General features: G+C 44.8%; 9 protein-coding genes, 2 tRNA genes and 3 rRNA genes. 8 read left to right on the plus strand and 6 right to left on the minus strand.

What is annotated here, in order from left to right:
* Positions 1–94: 94 nt before the first annotated feature.
* A complete protein-coding gene (locus C6N34_RS05445) occupies positions 95–2434 on the minus strand; it encodes a ComEC/Rec2 family competence protein (RefSeq protein ID WP_057177607.1) in 2340 nt (779 codons plus the stop codon).
* Entirely contained in the window at positions 2431–3318 is an 888-nt protein-coding gene (gene glyQ, locus C6N34_RS05450) for a glycine--tRNA ligase subunit alpha (protein ID WP_057177606.1), read from the minus strand. The genes C6N34_RS05445 and glyQ overlap by 4 nt, the downstream gene beginning before the upstream one ends.
* A gap of 408 nt (positions 3319–3726) precedes the next feature.
* Between glyQ and C6N34_RS05455 the strand changes: the two genes are divergently transcribed.
* From C6N34_RS05455 to C6N34_RS05480, 6 genes are all read left to right on the plus strand, one after another.
* A 16S ribosomal RNA gene (locus C6N34_RS05455) occupies positions 3727–5214 on the plus strand.
* Positions 5215–5329: 115 nt separating this feature from the next.
* Positions 5330–5403 (plus strand) — tRNA-Ile (locus tag C6N34_RS05460).
* 3 nt (positions 5404–5406) lie between these two features.
* A tRNA-Ala gene (locus C6N34_RS05465) sits at positions 5407–5479 on the plus strand.
* A 127-nt stretch (positions 5480–5606) separates the two neighbouring features.
* A 23S ribosomal RNA gene (locus C6N34_RS05470) occupies positions 5607–8427 on the plus strand.
* A gap of 77 nt (positions 8428–8504) precedes the next feature.
* Positions 8505–8622, plus strand: a 5S ribosomal RNA gene (gene rrf, locus C6N34_RS05475).
* Together the 16S, 23S and 5S rRNA genes with 2 tRNA genes alongside form the textbook arrangement of a ribosomal RNA operon.
* Before the next feature lie 322 nt (positions 8623–8944).
* Positions 8945–9853: a hypothetical protein gene (locus C6N34_RS05480; protein WP_115538938.1), complete on the plus strand. Its 909-nt coding sequence runs from the start codon at positions 8945–8947 to the stop codon at positions 9851–9853.
* A gap of 347 nt (positions 9854–10200) precedes the next feature.
* Here the strand turns inward: C6N34_RS05480 and C6N34_RS05485 are convergent, their stop codons facing one another.
* Positions 10201–11223, minus strand: coding sequence for a hypothetical protein (locus tag C6N34_RS05485; RefSeq protein WP_236107419.1), 1023 nt, complete (start codon positions 11221–11223; stop codon positions 10201–10203).
* Here C6N34_RS05485 and C6N34_RS05490 point away from each other — a divergent pair.
* Complete coding sequence (locus C6N34_RS05490) at positions 11210–11902, plus strand: hypothetical protein (protein ID WP_115538940.1); 693 nt, start codon at positions 11210–11212, stop codon at positions 11900–11902. The two genes, C6N34_RS05485 and C6N34_RS05490, sit on opposite strands and share 14 nt — an antisense overlap.
* Positions 11903–12437: 535 nt before the next feature.
* On the plus strand, positions 12438–14336 hold the full coding sequence (gene dnaK, locus C6N34_RS05495) for a molecular chaperone DnaK (RefSeq protein ID WP_006278041.1): 1899 nt from the start codon (positions 12438–12440) through the stop codon (positions 14334–14336).
* Between the two features lie 38 nt (positions 14337–14374).
* Here dnaK and C6N34_RS05500 read toward each other — a convergent pair whose 3' ends face one another.
* The 3 genes from C6N34_RS05500 to C6N34_RS05510 are packed head-to-tail and all read right to left on the minus strand — an operon-like array spanning position 14375 to position 16821.
* Positions 14375–14746, minus strand: coding sequence for a hypothetical protein (locus tag C6N34_RS05500; protein WP_057179110.1), 372 nt, complete (start codon positions 14744–14746; stop codon positions 14375–14377).
* A gap of 33 nt (positions 14747–14779) precedes the next feature.
* A complete protein-coding gene (locus tag C6N34_RS05505; RefSeq protein ID WP_057179111.1) occupies positions 14780–16507 on the minus strand; it encodes a VWA domain-containing protein in 1728 nt (575 codons plus the stop codon).
* Entirely contained in the window at positions 16504–16821 is a 318-nt protein-coding gene (locus C6N34_RS05510) for a hypothetical protein (RefSeq protein WP_236107421.1), read from the minus strand. The genes C6N34_RS05505 and C6N34_RS05510 overlap by 4 nt, the downstream gene beginning before the upstream one ends.
* Between the last annotated feature and the right edge of the window lie 6 nt (positions 16822–16827).

The raw sequence follows: 16827 nt of genomic DNA on the forward strand, positions 1-16827 counted from the left end.
TTGTAATTGTAAACCATACCTGTTATTTTTGTCAAGGGGATAGTGCCCAACCTCGTAGGTTGGCCAATGATAATTAACCGATCTTGGGTAAAGACTACAAATTGGAAGATTCATTTTCCGACACTTGGATGAAAGACTGAAAATTTTGTTGAGGATCCCACTGAATAGCTCCATCCCTACCTGTAAAAAAAAGTTTCGTTTTCCCTTGTAGTATTTGATCTGAACTATTCTTATTAACCTTATTGGTAGGTGCGATCGCCACTTGTGGTTTTAAAGCAGTTGTTAAATCTTCTAAAGACTCTGATGGGGACCATACCACTTGAGGAGATAACAGGTTGCCATCTTGTGCCAGTTGAGCAATTTGTTGAGACTTAACACTGCCAATTAGTAACCAATTTTGTCCAAAAACTTGTAATTGGAGAATTGGTAGTTTATCATTATTAAAATTTGCCATCACTGAACCCGTATTAACCGATTGACCCGATGATAAAGGTTGATAGTTAGTTTGTTCTTGTCGTAAGAGTTCTCGAAGTGCCTGGGTAGTTACCGGATTAATTTGGGGGGAGGTATAATCCAAGAAGTTTTTAATGTGTAAATCATTGATAACCTCAGACCAGGAATTATTTGCATCTCCAGAAAAATTAGTAGATATTGCCCAATCAATATGATTAATTCCCTGCTGACGAAGAAAAGGTAAAATAGTGAAACGTCCTGTGCCAGGATCACCACTATTAATGAGAGTAACTTGGCCCCGATCTTGAATTACCAAAACAGGCTCACTATTGGTTGCCAGGAGGGTTATTTTTAATAAATTGCTGGTGTAGTACCAAATAGGAACAACTGCCAAAATAGTAGCAATCAAACCAGCCAACCACCATCTTTTTTGCCACCAAGGTACTAAACAAGTAGCAACAATTAAGCCATAGATAATCAACATCTGCCAAATTGATATACTACCAATATTTAGAGAATTTCCCGGCAAATTATCAAAAAATTCTGCCATTTTAATTAATATATGAGCAGGATAATATAATAAAGTTGCCACATAGCCACCTAAATCTGACAGGGGTAAACTTACCAACCCACTAATCATTCCTCCCATACTAAGAATAGAAATCAGAGGGGTGGCAAAAATATTGAGGGGGACACTGTAAATAGCCACAGTGCTAAAAATATGTAGCAGTAAGGGGAGAGTCCAAATTGTAGCTGCAAGGGGAACGGAAATCAAAGTAGCAAATAGGGGAGGTAACCAATCCAGGCGTTGAGTAATAGGGGTTGCGGTAACCATCAAACCCAAAGTAGCTAAAAAGCTCAATTGAAAACCTAAATCCCAAATCCACACCGGGTTAAATAATAGTAAAAGTGTAGCTGCTAAGAGCAAAGATCTCAATTGTTGAACCTTTCTGTCTAAAGCCAAACCAATTAAAGCAGCAAATCCCATAATTACTGCTCGCAGGATAGATGGTTGTAACCCAGCCAAACCCAGAAAAATTATCAACCCCAAAGCTCCACAAAAAAGTTGCACTTTTTTATTGGCGGACTTGGTTAACTGTAAAACCACCGCCAGAATGAGAGAAGTTTGAAAACCAGAAGCAGCTAGAGCATGAGCCAAACCCACATTAACAAATAAATCTCGAACATTATAGGGTAAATCAACCGCCTTATTACCCAGAACCATAGCACTGACTAAAGGACCTTCAGGTACACCTAAAAAACGAACTTGAGAGCGGACAATTTGTTGGCGAATTTGCCACCATCCCCAAGGGATATCCTCATCAATCAGATTAACCTGTTTACCAATCAAACCAGCAAAACTACCCTCCTGACGGAGGTATTTTTGAAAATCAAAACCCCCAGGGTTATCAGCTGGTTTAGGTTTATATAACATTCCGGTAACAGTGATTTGTTGACCAGGATATAAACCCGTAGCTTGTAGTATAGGTACTGTTACATATAATTTACCAGTTACTACCCTAGGTAAACCAGCAGGACCGCGATCATTTTTCACCTCATCCAGTTGTTTAGCTTGGAACCAAAATTGTCCTCGCTGACTACGAGTTAACCGGGGGGTATTTACAACTTCACCGCGAACAACCACCAACTGGGCCTGATTAGTATTATTTTCACTGGAGATAAATGAACTAATGTCTTGGGATCCCGGTTGAGGAGTGCGAAATTGACAATAAAAACTGGCTATTAAACCTACTAAACCAGCTATTAACCATACTCGCGGATGAGGTAGAGTTAAGGGAGCGTTTATCCCTTTTTGTCCTTGAGTAATAGATTTGATGTGATAGGGAAAAAACCTTTTCACAGCGAGGAAAACTCTCCGCAAAGAAATTGCCGCCAGCACACCGAATGCTAAGATAAAAAATCCCCCCCAGGGAAAAATACTCAGTAGTAGACCCAAAATATAAGCAAGACAAATAATCAACCTTCCCTACCTCCATTATTTTTCAGCAGGGGGAACCCCAGTTTTTGGCGTTGCTCCACATATAAATGGGCTACTTTCCTGGCTAGGTGGCGAATTCGGGCAATATATCGGGTTCGTTCCGTTACAGAAATCACACCCCTAGCATCAAGCAGGTTAAAGGTGTGGGAGCATTTGATAACATAATCCAAAGTAGGTAAAACTAAACCCTTTTCTGAAAGCTGAGATGCTTCTTGCTCATATATATGAAAGAGATTGAGCAACATTTCGGGATTGGAGGCCTCAAAGTTATAGACACACTGTTCAATTTCACCTTGAAGATGAACATCACCATAAGTGATGTGGTCTGTCCAATGAATTTTGGTGATAGCTTCCACTTGTTGGAGGTACATTGCTAATCTTTCCAGTCCATAAGTAATCTCAATAGAAACTGGACGACAATCAATCCCCCCACATTGTTGGAAGTAGGTAAACTGGGTAATTTCCATACCATCCAACCAAACTTCCCAACCGGTGCCCCACGCACCAACTGTTGCATCTTCCCAATTGTCCTCCACAAACCGAATATCGTGATCTTCTGGAAGAATACCCAAAACCCTTAAAGAATCAAGATAAATCTCTTGGATATTATCCGGTGAAGGTTTAATTAAAACTTGATACTGATAGTAGTGTTGAAACCGATTAGGATTTTCACCATAGCGTCCATCGGTAGGACGACGACAGGGTTCAACATAAGCTACTGACCAGGGTTCAGGACCTAAAGCCCTTAAAAAGGTGTGGGGGTTTTTAGTTCCCGCACCTTTTTCCATGTCATAGGGTTGAGCAATTAAACAACCACGCTGTCCCCAAAATTGATGTAGAGCTGCTATTACCGACTGAAAATTCACTGTAACCTCCACGCCTAGAAAATTTTTAGCTTGATTAAAGGAGTCTTAGCACCTATAAACCCATAAATGTAGCTAAAATGTGACTATCCTTATTTTTATAATGGTTTTGGTGGCGACTGCCAAACCATTATTGCCCAAAGACGGTATTCTAGGGAGGTTTCAGCCCCTAAAATTTTGGTAAAAAACTTTTTTCAAAAAAAGTGAAAAAAGTAGTTGACATTCTCAAAGAGGTTCGCTATATTGAATAAGTGGCTAAGAGAGACGCAGGAAACAGCGACTCCCAAGTCCACCCGAACCTTGAAAATAATATAGTTTGAAAGACAGTATAAAGCAATCTACTCGTCAAGTCAAGAAAATAATACCTGACTGAGGTAATCAGTCAAAGAAAGAGCTAAAAACAAACTTAACAAAACGGAGAGTTTGATCCTGGCTCAGGATGAACGCTGGCGGTATGCTTAACACATGCAAGTCGAACGGGATGCTTAGGCATCTAGTGGCGGACGGGTGAGTAACGCGTGAGAATCTGGCTCCAGGTCGGGGATAACAGTTGGAAACGACTGCTAATACCGGATGTGCCGAGAGGTGAAAGATTTATTGCCTGGAGATGAGCTCGCGTCTGATTAGCTAGTTGGTGGTGTAAGGGACCACCAAGGCGTCGATCAGTAGCTGGTCTGAGAGGATGATCAGCCACACTGGGACTGAGACACGGCCCAGACTCCTACGGGAGGCAGCAGTGGGGAATTTTCCGCAATGGGCGAAAGCCTGACGGAGCAATACCGCGTGAGGGAGGAAGGCTCTTGGGTCGTAAACCTCTTTTCTCAAGGAAGAAGAAAGTGACGGTACTTGAGGAATAAGCATCGGCTAACTCCGTGCCAGCAGCCGCGGTAATACGGAGGATGCAAGCGTTATCCGGAATGATTGGGCGTAAAGGGTCTGCAGGTGGAACTGAAAGTCTGCTGTTAAAGAGTTTGGCTTAACCAAATAAAAGCGGTGGAAACTACAGAACTAGAGTGCGGTAGGGGCAAAAGGAATTCCTGGTGTAGCGGTGAAATGCGTAGATATCAGGAAGAACACCGGTGGCGAAAGCGTTTTGCTAGACCGTAACTGACACTGAGGGACGAAAGCTAGGGGAGCGAATGGGATTAGATACCCCAGTAGTCCTAGCCGTAAACGATGGATACTAGGCGTGGCTTGTATCGACCCGAGCCGTGCCGGAGCTAACGCGTTAAGTATCCCGCCTGGGGAGTACGCACGCAAGTGTGAAACTCAAAGGAATTGACGGGGGCCCGCACAAGCGGTGGAGTATGTGGTTTAATTCGATGCAACGCGAAGAACCTTACCAAGACTTGACATCCTGCGAATCCTGGTGAAAGCTGGGAGTGCCTTAGGGAGCGCAGAGACAGGTGGTGCATGGCTGTCGTCAGCTCGTGTCGTGAGATGTTGGGTTAAGTCCCGCAACGAGCGCAACCCTCGTTTTTAGTTGCCAGCATTAAGTTGGGCACTCTAGAGAGACTGCCGGTGACAAACCGGAGGAAGGTGAGGATGACGTCAAGTCAGCATGCCCCTTACGTCTTGGGCTACACACGTACTACAATGCTACGGACAGAGGGCAGCGAGCCAGGGATGGCAAGCGAATCCAGAAACCGTAGCTCAGTTCAGATCGAAGGCTGCAACTCGCCTTCGTGAAGGAGGAATCGCTAGTAATTGCAGGTCAGCATACTGCAGTGAATTCGTTCCCGGGCCTTGTACACACCGCCCGTCACACCATGGAAGTTGGTCACGCCCGAAGTCATTACCCCAACCGAAAGGAGGGGGATGCCTAAGGTAGGACTGGTGACTGGGGTGAAGTCGTAACAAGGTAGCCGTACCGGAAGGTGTGGCTGGATCACCTCCTTTTAGGGAGACCTACCCATTGAAGAATCGAAAGCCGAAGGCGAATAGAGAATCAAATGGTCTACTCTAGGTCGATGACGTGAGATTGTGAAGTCTTTCAAACTAATATTTGGTTCGCGGGCTATTAGCTCAGGTGGTTAGAGCGCACCCCTGATAAGGGTGAGGTCCCTGGTTCGAGTCCAGGATGGCCCACCTGGGGGTTTAGCTCAGTTGGTAGAGCGCCTGCTTTGCAAGCAGGATGTCAGCGGTTCGAGTCCGCTAACCTCCACATTAGGTATTATCAGCAACTAGGAAAGACCTAGACTGCTGGTGAGAACCAGCCAGAACCTTGAAAACTGCATATAGATAGATAAGAGAGCCGAAATCGAAAGATAGAAGCAAGTGAAGAACCAAGTGGTCAAGCTAATAAGGGCTCATGGTGGATACCTAGGCACACAGAGGCGAAGAAGGACGTGGTTACCTGCGAAAAGTTCCGGGGAGTTGGAAGCAAACAGAGAGCCGGAAATATCCGAATGGGGCAACCCTGAACACTGCCTGTTGAATATATAGACAGGAAAGAGCGAACCTGGCGAATTGAAACATCTTAGTAGCCAGAGGAAAAGAAATCAAAAGAGATTCCCCGAGTAGTGGTGAGCGAAAGGGGAAGAGCCTAAACCAAGGGGTATACCTCTTGGGGTAGTGGGACAGCAACATCGAATCTAGAGACTAGACGAAGCAGCTAAATACTGCACCAGAGGGGGTGAAAGTCCTGTAGTCGAAAGTCAAAGGATAGAAGCTGAATCCCGAGTAGTACGGGGCACGAGAAATCCCGTATGAATCAGCGAGGACCATCTCGTAAGGCTAAATACTACTGTGTGACCGATAGAGAACAAGTACCGCGAGGGAAAGGTGAAAAGAACCCCGGGAGGGGAGTGAAAAAGAACATGAAACCGTGAGCTTACAAGCAGTGGGAGTCCGATTAAACGGATGACCGCGTGCCTGTTGAAGAATGAGCCGGCGACTTATAGGTACTGGTAGGTTAAAGCGGGAATGCTGGAGCCAAAGGGAAACCGAGTCTGAAAAGGGCGCTAATCAGTATTTATAGACCCGAACCCTGGTGATCTAACCATGGCCAGGATGAAGCTTGGGTAAAACCAAGTGGAGGTCCGAACCGACCGATGTTGAAAAATCGGCGGATGAGCGGTGGTTAGGGGTGAAATGCCAATCGAACCAGGAGCTAGCTGGTTCTCCCCGAAATGTGTTGAGGCGCAGCGGTAATGAAAAAATTGGGGGGTAAAGCACTGTTTCGGTGCGGGCTGGGAGACCGGTACCAAATCGAGGCAAACTAAGAATACCCAAGGAGCACATTGCCAGTGAGACGGTGGGGGATAAGCTTCATCGTCAAGAGGGAAACAGCCCAGACCACCAGCTAAGGTCCCCAAATCATCACTAAGTGAAAAAGGAGGTGGGGTTGCAAAGACAACTAGGAGGTTTGCCTAGAAGCAGCCACCCTTGAAAGAGTGCGTAATAGCTCACTAGTCAAGCGATCCTGCGCCGAAAATGAAAGGGGCTAAGTGATGTACCGAAGCTGTGGGATTAGAAATAATCGGTAGGGGAGCGTTCCGTAGTAGTGAGAAGCAGTAGCGGCAAGCAGCTGTGGACGAGACGGAAGTGAGAATGTCGGCTTGAGTAGCGCAAACATTGGTGAGAATCCAATGCCCCGAAACCCTAAGGGTTCCAGAGGCAGGTTCGTCCACTCTGGGTTAGTCGGGACCTAAGGCGAGGTCGAAAGGCGTAGTCGATGGAGACCGGGTCAACAATCCCGGACTACAATATGGGAGCAGAACTAGGGACGCATGAAAGATAGCCACGCCCTGAATGGATTGGGAAGACCGTTACGACGGTCGAGTGGTGAAGGAAAGTGCCAAGAAAAGCTAGGGTTGTGATGAACATATAGTACCCGTACCCGAAACCGACACAGGTAGGGAGGTTGAGAATACCAAGGGGCGCGAGATAACTCTCTCTAAGGAACTCGGCAAAATGGCCCCGTAACTTAGGAAGAAGGGGTGCCTGCCGAAAGGCAGGTCGCAGTGAAGAGATCCAGGCGACTGTTTACCAAAAACACAGGTCTCCGCCAACTCGAAAGAGGACGTATGGGGGCTGACGCCTGCCCAGTGCCGGAAGGTTAAGGAAGTTGGTCAGTGGAAACATGAAGCTGACGACCGAAGCCCCGGTGAACGGCGGCCGTAACTATAACGGTCCTAAGGTAGCGAAATTCCTTGTCGGGTAAGTTCCGACCCGCACGAAAGGCGTAACGATCTGGATGGTGTCTCAGAGAGAGACTCGGCGAAATAGGAATGTCTGTGAAGATACGGACTACCTGCACCTGGACAGAAAGACCCTATGAAGCTTTACTGTAGCCTGGAATTGTGTTCGGGCTTGGCTTGCGCAGGATAGGTGGGAAGCGAAGAACTTCTCCTTGAGGGGGGAAGGGAGCTAACGGTGAGATACCACTCTGGCGAAGCTAGAATTCTAACTAATCACCGTAAGCCGGTGAGAGGAAAGTTTCAGGTGGGCAGTTTGACTGGGGCGGTCGCCTCCTAAAAGGTAACGGAGGCGCGCAAAGGTTCTCTCAGCACGCTTGGAAACCGTGCGACGAGTGTAAAGGCAAAAAGAGAGCTTGACTGCAAGACCAACAAGTCGAGCAGGGACGAAAGTCGGCCTTAGTGATCCGACGGCGCAGCATGGAATGGCCGTCGCTCAACGGATAAAAGTTACTCTAGGGATAACAGGCTGATCTCCCCCAAGAGTCCACATCGACGGGGAGGTTTGGCACCTCGATGTCGGCTCATCGCAACCTGGGGCGGAAGTACGTCCCAAGGGTTGGGCTGTTCGCCCATTAAAGCGGTACGTGAGCTGGGTTCAGAACGTCGTGAGACAGTTCGGTCCATATCCGGTGCAGGCGAAAGAACATTGAGAGGAGTCCTCCTTAGTACGAGAGGACCGGGAGGAACGAACCGCTGGTGTACCAGTTATTCCGCCAGGAGTAGACGCTGGGTAGCCAAGTTCGGAGAGGATAACCGCTGAAAGCATCTAAGTGGGAAGCCCACCTTAAGATGAGTGTTCTCACTACGAGAGTAGGTAAGGTCACGGGGAGAACACCCGTTGATAGGCTTTATGTGGAAGTACAGTAATGTATGTAGCAGAGAAGTCCTAACAGACCGAGGGCTTGACCTCAAAAGGTAATTCATTCTTATCAAAATATATGCAGTCTTCAGGGTTTTGAAGTGGAAACTTTAAAATCGACGAGTTTTCCTGGTGTCTATGGTGCGGTGGAACCACACTGATCCCTTCCCGAACTCAGAGGTGAAACGCTGTTGCGGCGACGATAGTATGGGGGTTGCCCCATGTCAAAATAGCTCGATGCCAGGTTTATTATTACATAACCGCTCATTCCATGTATTATGGGGTGAGCGGTTTGATTTTACTTACAAAACAGCGATCGCCTGTTTTTAAAAACATTTACCGTAGGTTGGGTTGAGGAACGAAACCCAACAAACCCCACTGTTAATTATGGGCGGTTCGGTTTTACTTTCAAAACAGCGATCGCCTATTTTTAAAAACATTTACCGTAGGTTGGGTTGAGGAACGAAACCCAACAAACCCCACTATTAATTATGGTGTACGTGAATTGGTTGTATTATAGGGTGGGCGGTTTGATTTTACCCAAAATTTCTCAACTATCGTATTCATCATGTTTTTTTTCAAGTTAAGAACAGCTACCACAAATATTTTAGTAATTTCCTCAATAATTGCTCCCTTTTCAGCACAAGCGGAGCCAGTAGGCGTAGTACAGGAGGTTCAGAATGGTGCTGGGAACTTGAGTTCTCTTGATAATCAGACCGTGGATCCAGCCATATTGCGCCAGCAATTGAGAGTTAAGCCCATAAGGATAAATACCCAGCGGGTTTATTCCCCAGGTACATCCGCTGGTATTCCCTCAGGGTTTGGCACCAATTGGGGAGATTTGTATTTTGCCATTGCGGGTGCAACTGCAAATAGGGTGAGAAGAGAGATTATTGATGGGGGTGCATCGGTTGCACTAGGTTTTGGCAATGCTAGGGATATTCTCGGTCTGGAGTTAAGTTACAGTCTCCTTAGTATAAGGAAATTTGGCAGAAATGGCTCTTTTAATGCCAAAGTCCACCGAATTGTTTATTCCAATCCTAACACCTATATTGCCACCGCCATTGGTTGGAATAACTTTGCCAGACATGGTGAGAATGACAGGGATGCTGGAATAATCAATGGGCAATTCGTGGGTACTCCCTCGAGTGTTTACGGTGTGGTTAGTGCTTACCACTTTCTCAATCCCAAGTCAGCAAATCCCGTACCAGTAAATATATCTTTGGGAGTGGGCGAAGCTCCGCTTTTTTCCAACTCCGGTCTGGGAATAATTGCAGGAGCTGGTATTCAAGTAACCCCAAATATTGGAGTCAGTACCGGATGGAGCGGGAAAGGATTAAATCTTGGAGTCTCCTATTTACCAGTGCGGACCTTACCTATGTCTCTCAATGTAATTTATGGGGATGTGTTTCAAAACACAGAACCTGGATCTGTATTGAGTTTTAGTCTTGGCTATGGTTTTAACTTTACTGACTAAATTATGGGTAATTTAACATACGTAAAGTATATAACTACTGATGCCATGGTTTTAAACCGGCTATGCTACAATTTACCAATGTACTAACTCTGGAGATTTCCTTTTATGAAACCTGTATTTCTGCTGACGATTCTTTCTAGTTTGGGATTTACTTTTAGCATGTCGATCATGCCCACCCTTGCTGGTTCCGTTCCCGTGGGAGCAGCAAGCGGAGTCACTCTGCCAACCTCTTTAGACACAAGTAATATTTCACCACCAATAATTCCGCCCCCTGAAATTGCAACTCCTACTGCAGAGACTCCCCCTACGCAAACAACGCCTGCAGCACCTATTATCAGCCCAGATACTCAAGTTATATTAAACCAGACTGCTAGCCAGACCTTAGGAGAAATACAAGTAACAGCACCAGTTGTGGCAGATACAGTTATATCTACAACGCCCGTAGTTGTGAGTAGTCCAGTTAATGAGATTACAATTACTACGAATAGTAACTCTACTGTGCCCAGCACTCCCATAACAGTAGTGACACCAGCAGTTCCCAGCACTCCCATAACGGTAGTGACACCAGCAGTTCCCAGCACTCCCATAACGGTAGTGACACCAGCAGTTCCCAGCACTCCTACAACGGTGGCAACACCTCCAACTTCTAGCACTCCCATAACGGTAGTGACACCAGCAGTTCCCAGCACTCCCATAACGGTAGTGACACCAGCAGTTCCCAGCACTCCTACAACGGTGGCAACACCTCCAACTTCTAGCACTCCCGCAACGGTAGTGACACCAGCAGTTCCCAGCACTCCCATAACGGTAGTGACACCAGCAGTTCCCAGCACTCCTACAACGGTGGCAACACCTCCAACTTCTAGCACTCCCGCAACGGTAGTGACACCAGCAGTTCCCAGCACTCCTACAACGGTGGCAACACCTCCAACTTCTAGCACTCCCATAACGGTAGTGACACCAGCAGTTCCCAGCACTCCTACAACGGTGGCAACACCTCCAACTTCTAGCACTCCCGCAACGGTGGTGACACCAGCAGTTCCCAGCACTCCTACAACGGTGGCAACACCTCCAACTTCTAGCACTCCCGCAACGGTGGCAACATCCCCAACTCCTAGCAGTCCCGCAACGGTGGTTACACCCCCAACGCCCAGCAATCCTGCAACCGTGGTTACATCCCCAACGTCCAGCACTCCTGCAACCGTGGTTACGTCCACAAATAATAATAACTCAGCAACAACATCCACAAATAATAATAACTCAGCAACGTCCAGCACTCCTGCAGCCGTGGTTACGTCCACAAATAATAATAACTCAGCAACAACATCTGTAATTCCTAGTATTCCCGTAACGGCAGTGACGATCCCCACAAGTATCAATAACTCAGCAATAGTAGCAACACCATTACAAGCCGGTCGAAGTGTTGCAGATCAAATATCGTTAGGGCAAGGAGTGGAGGTCACTAGCAACACAACCGCAGTACGTATTTTACCCATAAGCCCTACTGCCGATAGTCAAACCTTATCAACCACTGCAACCGTTACAACTGCCAATAGACAAACCCTGAATTTAGTCTTGAAAGGCACATCTAACCAAATTGCTAACGCTGCCGGGTTTATTGCCACAGCCACTTCCGCTGAATTATCTATATCCCAGATACAAACTGGCACTAGCATAGCTCTAACCGGAGCAAACTTTACTCAGGTAGCGGACTTGATCAATAGTTTGTCCGGTTTAATGGTAATTGGCACAAACCAGACCCTTGAGCCAAAATTGGAGAAAGGTCAGCTTCTGAGTTCATTAGCTAGTAATATCGTAAACAGTAGTACACTACCCTCCGATCCTAAGAATAAATCAGAATCAAACTCTAAATTAGTTCAAAGTGTAACTATAGAGCCTGTGCGGTTAAACAGGGCAATACTCATATTTAACCAGATTATTGACACAAGTGATGATGCCACGGTCACTGCGTTATCTAGGAACGTAGAGTTTACAACTATTGGTCAAGTGTTGAAACGTTTAAGTAAGGCTTTTGATAAGGAAAATTAGCTAATTAATCACCAAATATTGCTATACTCTTATTATGGCATACATACTACTCAGAAAAGCGGGCTAGCTGTTCTCCTGGCAAAATCTAGTGCGATCGCCTGAGAAGAATGAGAGAGCCTGCATATTAAATATTGACGTAAAAAGACTACTTTTGTTGCGTTACATCTTGCTAAAAAGCATTATAACTATTACGGTGTCGGAATATTACACTCCCCCCTCTTAACGGGAAATACGACTCAAAAATTACGGTTGACACCAATTCGGAAACGTATTAATTCCCATACATTATTCACAGGTAATGACAAGTTCAATCCATGAGCAAACCGTTTCAAACCCCATTTAGGTTCGGGAAACCGCCCTTCAGGGACTGACTACACAAGTTCAGTATATATATCGGCGTAATTTACGGTTTCAACTAAAAACTGGTTAAATGATGCTCAACTAACTGCTGATTGTCATCAGTTGGTTCAAAAGGTTAAACATACAGCCCTTTATAATCCCATTCATTTGTAGTTATACGGAAGCAGCAGCTAAAATGGCAAAAGTAGTAGGAATTGATTTAGGCACAACTAACTCTTGCGTAGCAGTAATGGAAGGTGGAAAACCTACTGTGATTGCTAATGCTGAGGGTTTTAGAACCACTCCATCTGTGGTAGCATTCGCTAAAAATGGTGATAACCTAGTGGGTCAGATCGCTAAGCGTCAAGCGGTGATGAATCCTGAAAATACTTTTTATTCAGTAAAACGCTTTATCGGTCGCCGTTTTGATGAGGTTACCAATGAAGCTACAGAAGTTTCCTATAAAGTTCTTAGTAGTAGCGGTAATGTTAAATTACAATCTCCCGGTGCTGGTAAACAGTTTGCACCGGAGGAAATTTCTGCTAAAGTCCTGCGTAAATTGGTAGAAGATGCCAGTAAGTATCTGGGTGAAACCGTTACTCAAGCAGTAATTACTGTCCCCGCTTATTTCAACGATTCCCAACGCCAAGCTACCAAGGATGCTGGTAAAATTGCGGGCATTGAGGTACTGCGGATTATCAATGAACCCACAGCAGCTTCTTTGGCTTATGGCTTTGATAAGAAGAGTAATGAAACTATTCTAGTATTTGACCTTGGTGGTGGTACTTTTGATGTATCTGTGCTAGAGGTGGGGGATGGCGTTTTTGAAGTGTTGGCCACCTCTGGTGATACCCACCTGGGCGGTGATGACTTTGATAAGAAAATAGTTGACTTCTTGGCGGAGCAGTTCAAGCAAGTAGAGGGCATTGACCTGCGAAAAGATAAACAAGCTCTACAAAGATTGACTGAAGCAGCTGAAAAGGCTAAAATTGAACTTTCCAGCGTTACTCAGGCGGAAATTAACCTTCCTTTTATTACCGCTACTCAGGATGGTCCAAAGCATTTAGATACTACCTTAACTCGAGCTAAATTTGAAGAGCTTTGCTCCGATTTAATAGACCGCTGTCGCATACCGGTGGAAAATGCGCTGCGCGATGCCAAATTAAATAAGAGCAATATTGATGAAGTGGTTCTAGTGGGTGGTTCTACCCGTATTCCTGCAGTTCAAGAGGTTGTAAAGCGAGTTTTAGGTAAAGACCCTAATCAAAGCGTTAACCCAGATGAGGTGGTAGCTGTAGGTGCTGCGATTCAAGCTGGTGTGCTTGCTGGTGATGTAACGGGTATATTATTATTAGACGTGACTCCCCTGTCTTTGGGTGTGGAAACCCTGGGCGGAGTAATGACTAAGATTATTCCTCGGAACACTACTATTCCTACCAAGAAGTCTGAGGTGTTCTCTACTGCGGTAGATGGTCAAACCAATGTGGAAATTCATGTTCTCCAAGGTGAACGGGAATTTGCTAATGATAACAAGAGTTTAGGAACTTTCCGTTTGGATGGTATTCCTCCTGCACCCCGTGGTGTTCCACAAATTGAAGTGACTTTTGATATTGACGCTAATGGTATCCTCAACGTTACCGCCAAAGATAAGGGAACTGGTAAGGAACAGTCTATTAGCATCACTGGTGCTTCTACTTTAGATAAGTCTGATGTAGAGCGCATGGTTAGGGAAGCGGAACAAAATGCTTCCACAGATAAGGAACGTCGTGAAAAGATTGAGCGCAAAAACCAGGCTGACTCTTTAGCTTATCAAGCAGAGAAGCAACTGCAAGACCTAGGGGATAAAGTACCACAAGCGGACAAAACCAAAATTGATGGTTTAGTCAAAGAGCTGCGGGAAGCTGTAGCTAAGGAAGATGATGAGCAAATTAAGAAGTTAACACCGGAATTGCAACAAGCATTGTTTGCTGTAGGTAGCAACATCTATCAGCAACCCGGTGGTGCTACTCCTGATGCTGAAGCCCCCAACAGTGGAACTACTGGATCTTCTAGTGGTGATGATGTCATTGATGCCGACTTTACTGAAACTCGCTAAGAGTTGAAGGACGGGGAGTCAATTCCCCGTCTTATAGATCATAGACACCGCAATAGTTTTGCCTTCTGGGACAGTTTTTCTAGGGACTTTTGGCGATCGCTACTTAACTTTCCATAGGTGTTTAGGATAGCAATTTCTTCTGGTGTGGGAATTTTTTTGGAGGATTCTTGACCGAGATCACTCAAGAGGGTAATTGACTCAATTTTTAACTGTTTATCTTGATGTTTTTGATACAGATCTCGGTAGGGAATAACCACTTGGGTTTGCCACTGATCGGAAGGACAATAGCTACGATCTATAATTACTGTAATACTGGGGGTTGCTAACACCAGCACTAACCCAGAAACGAAAAGGCTGATCCAACCGGTGAGAACAATGGTAATTAATCTGTGGTTGAGGACGCTCTTCATGCTGACACTCCTATTTGAAAATACTCAATGAACCTATAAATTGACTTGGAATAATCCCTTGAGCAACTCTTGCACGTTTTCAGGAGTTCCCTTTTTCACAGTAGATTCCCGCAAAGCTGCGATCGCATTTAATTCTGCTTCATTGACTTCACCATATGCAATGGGATAAACGCGCACACCACTGTATTCAATAATCTCTTTTACTTCTTCAAAATTGAACCCCTGATTGGTTTGACCATCCGTCAGTAATAACAGATAAAACTTACCATTAGGATTGGTTTTCTTTTGTTGTACCAGTTCCGATAAAGCCACCATCATGCCATCATACATTGCCGTGGCACCATCTGCTTGCAAATTGTCTATAGCTGCCAAAAAACGTTTGTGCTGAAGGTCATCAAAGGGGGCCAGTTTCACTAAATTAACAGGCTGATCTCCATAGGTAACTAAGCCCACATAATTGCCTGGATTAATTTGTTGGCTGGCAATGCGTAGGCCATCTTTAACAGCATTTAAAGGATCTCCATACATAGAGCCACTGGTATCAATAACGGCCATTAAATAAACCGTTTTTCCTGTGTCTTTTTGTGTTTTCCAAAATGTTTGTCCTAAACTTAAAACCTTGCCAGAAGGAACAGGAGGGACCTGTTTTTGTGCGAGATATTGTGCAACTTCTGGAGGCATTTGAGGTGCTAAATTTTGCATTGTATCAGATTGAGCAAATTTGGCAAATTGTTCTAACCCTTGCTGTTGCTCCGGAGTTGTCCATTTAAATTTAACTAAAGGATTATTATGGGGAACCCCAAAAGGAATAAAAATTGAGTTAGCAAATTCAGGAATTTTTTTCAACGCATTAAAGGTCAATCCTTCACTTACAAAAACAGATAGTTTTTTAGGATCTCTTATGGCAATATCCTTTAGTTCCAATGTGGTCAATCCCGTTACTAAAACTTGTTTTTGAAAAGCTTGAAATAAAGAATTGACTTTGGGAGATTGTAAATCTAAGGTAGTTAAAGGTTGACCATTCTGTTGATGACCCGCCCCTCGCCAAAAAATTGTGTACAGGAGATTTAAGCCACTGGAACTGGTGTATGGATTGGTATAACCCACGGATAACTTGCCCGCCACTATGGCATCTAGTAATTGGTCTAAAGTAACTGTTTGTGATCCGAAAATTTCTTGTTTACTTTGTTGATTTAAAATAAAACCAGGCTGGTTTGGCAACAGTTTAGGGGTCACCATATCAACCTCAACTCCTGCATTTTTCAACATAGCAATCCACAGTTCATTGGAAGGAGTGTAAGCAGTAGGTTGAACGACTTTAGATTCGATCATGCGCTGAGCGATACCGGAAGGAATATTGCGAACACCCACCTGAATTAATTTCCCAGAAGAGGTTTTGAAATTTTTAGCATTGAATTGATCTGTGACATCAATCAGCCACCTTTCATCTTCCTTTTGGGGATTAGCTTTATCTGGAGAACCAAAAATTTCGAGGTAAACATTTTCAGTGGTTTTAGGTGGACCATAAATGGGGTATTTATCCAAAGATGGTAGGGGTTCTTGCACGGATTTAACGGAGTAGCTCTGGGCGGTTGCATCGGTAACTAATTGGTCTTTGACAGAAATACGTGGCAAGACATTTCCTTGTAAAACCTCAACCGCTTGATCAAAGGAGCTAATCTTAGGAATACCGGAGCAAGAACCTAGTAATACTAAACACAGTCCTAGGAGGAAGAAAAGTGTGAATATAGCCTTTTTCATGATTTATTTTCCTGCGCTAGAGTGGAATCTTGAATAATAGTTTGGACAGCGGAACGATTTTCCTGGATCAAGGTTTTTAAAAACAGAGGAAGTTCAGTATTTACTGCATTTCTGTCCAAGGAAGATAATAGGACTTGATCTTGAAGTTGTTGCAAATTATGGTGAGTAGTTTTTAGGCGTTCTAAACTTGTCTGCAGGTGAGTTCTAGCAAGAGTCCGATAGTGATCGGTTTTCACCTGGTCTAGGGCTAAAATGGCATGAATCACCTGCTCAGATAGATTCAACACTGTATATAGAGTTTCTAGGCGTTGCATATTTGC

The organism is Cylindrospermopsis raciborskii Cr2010 (assembly GCF_003367075.2).
In the GTDB taxonomy this organism is placed as follows: Bacteria; Cyanobacteriota; Cyanobacteriia; order Cyanobacteriales; family Nostocaceae; genus Raphidiopsis; species Raphidiopsis raciborskii.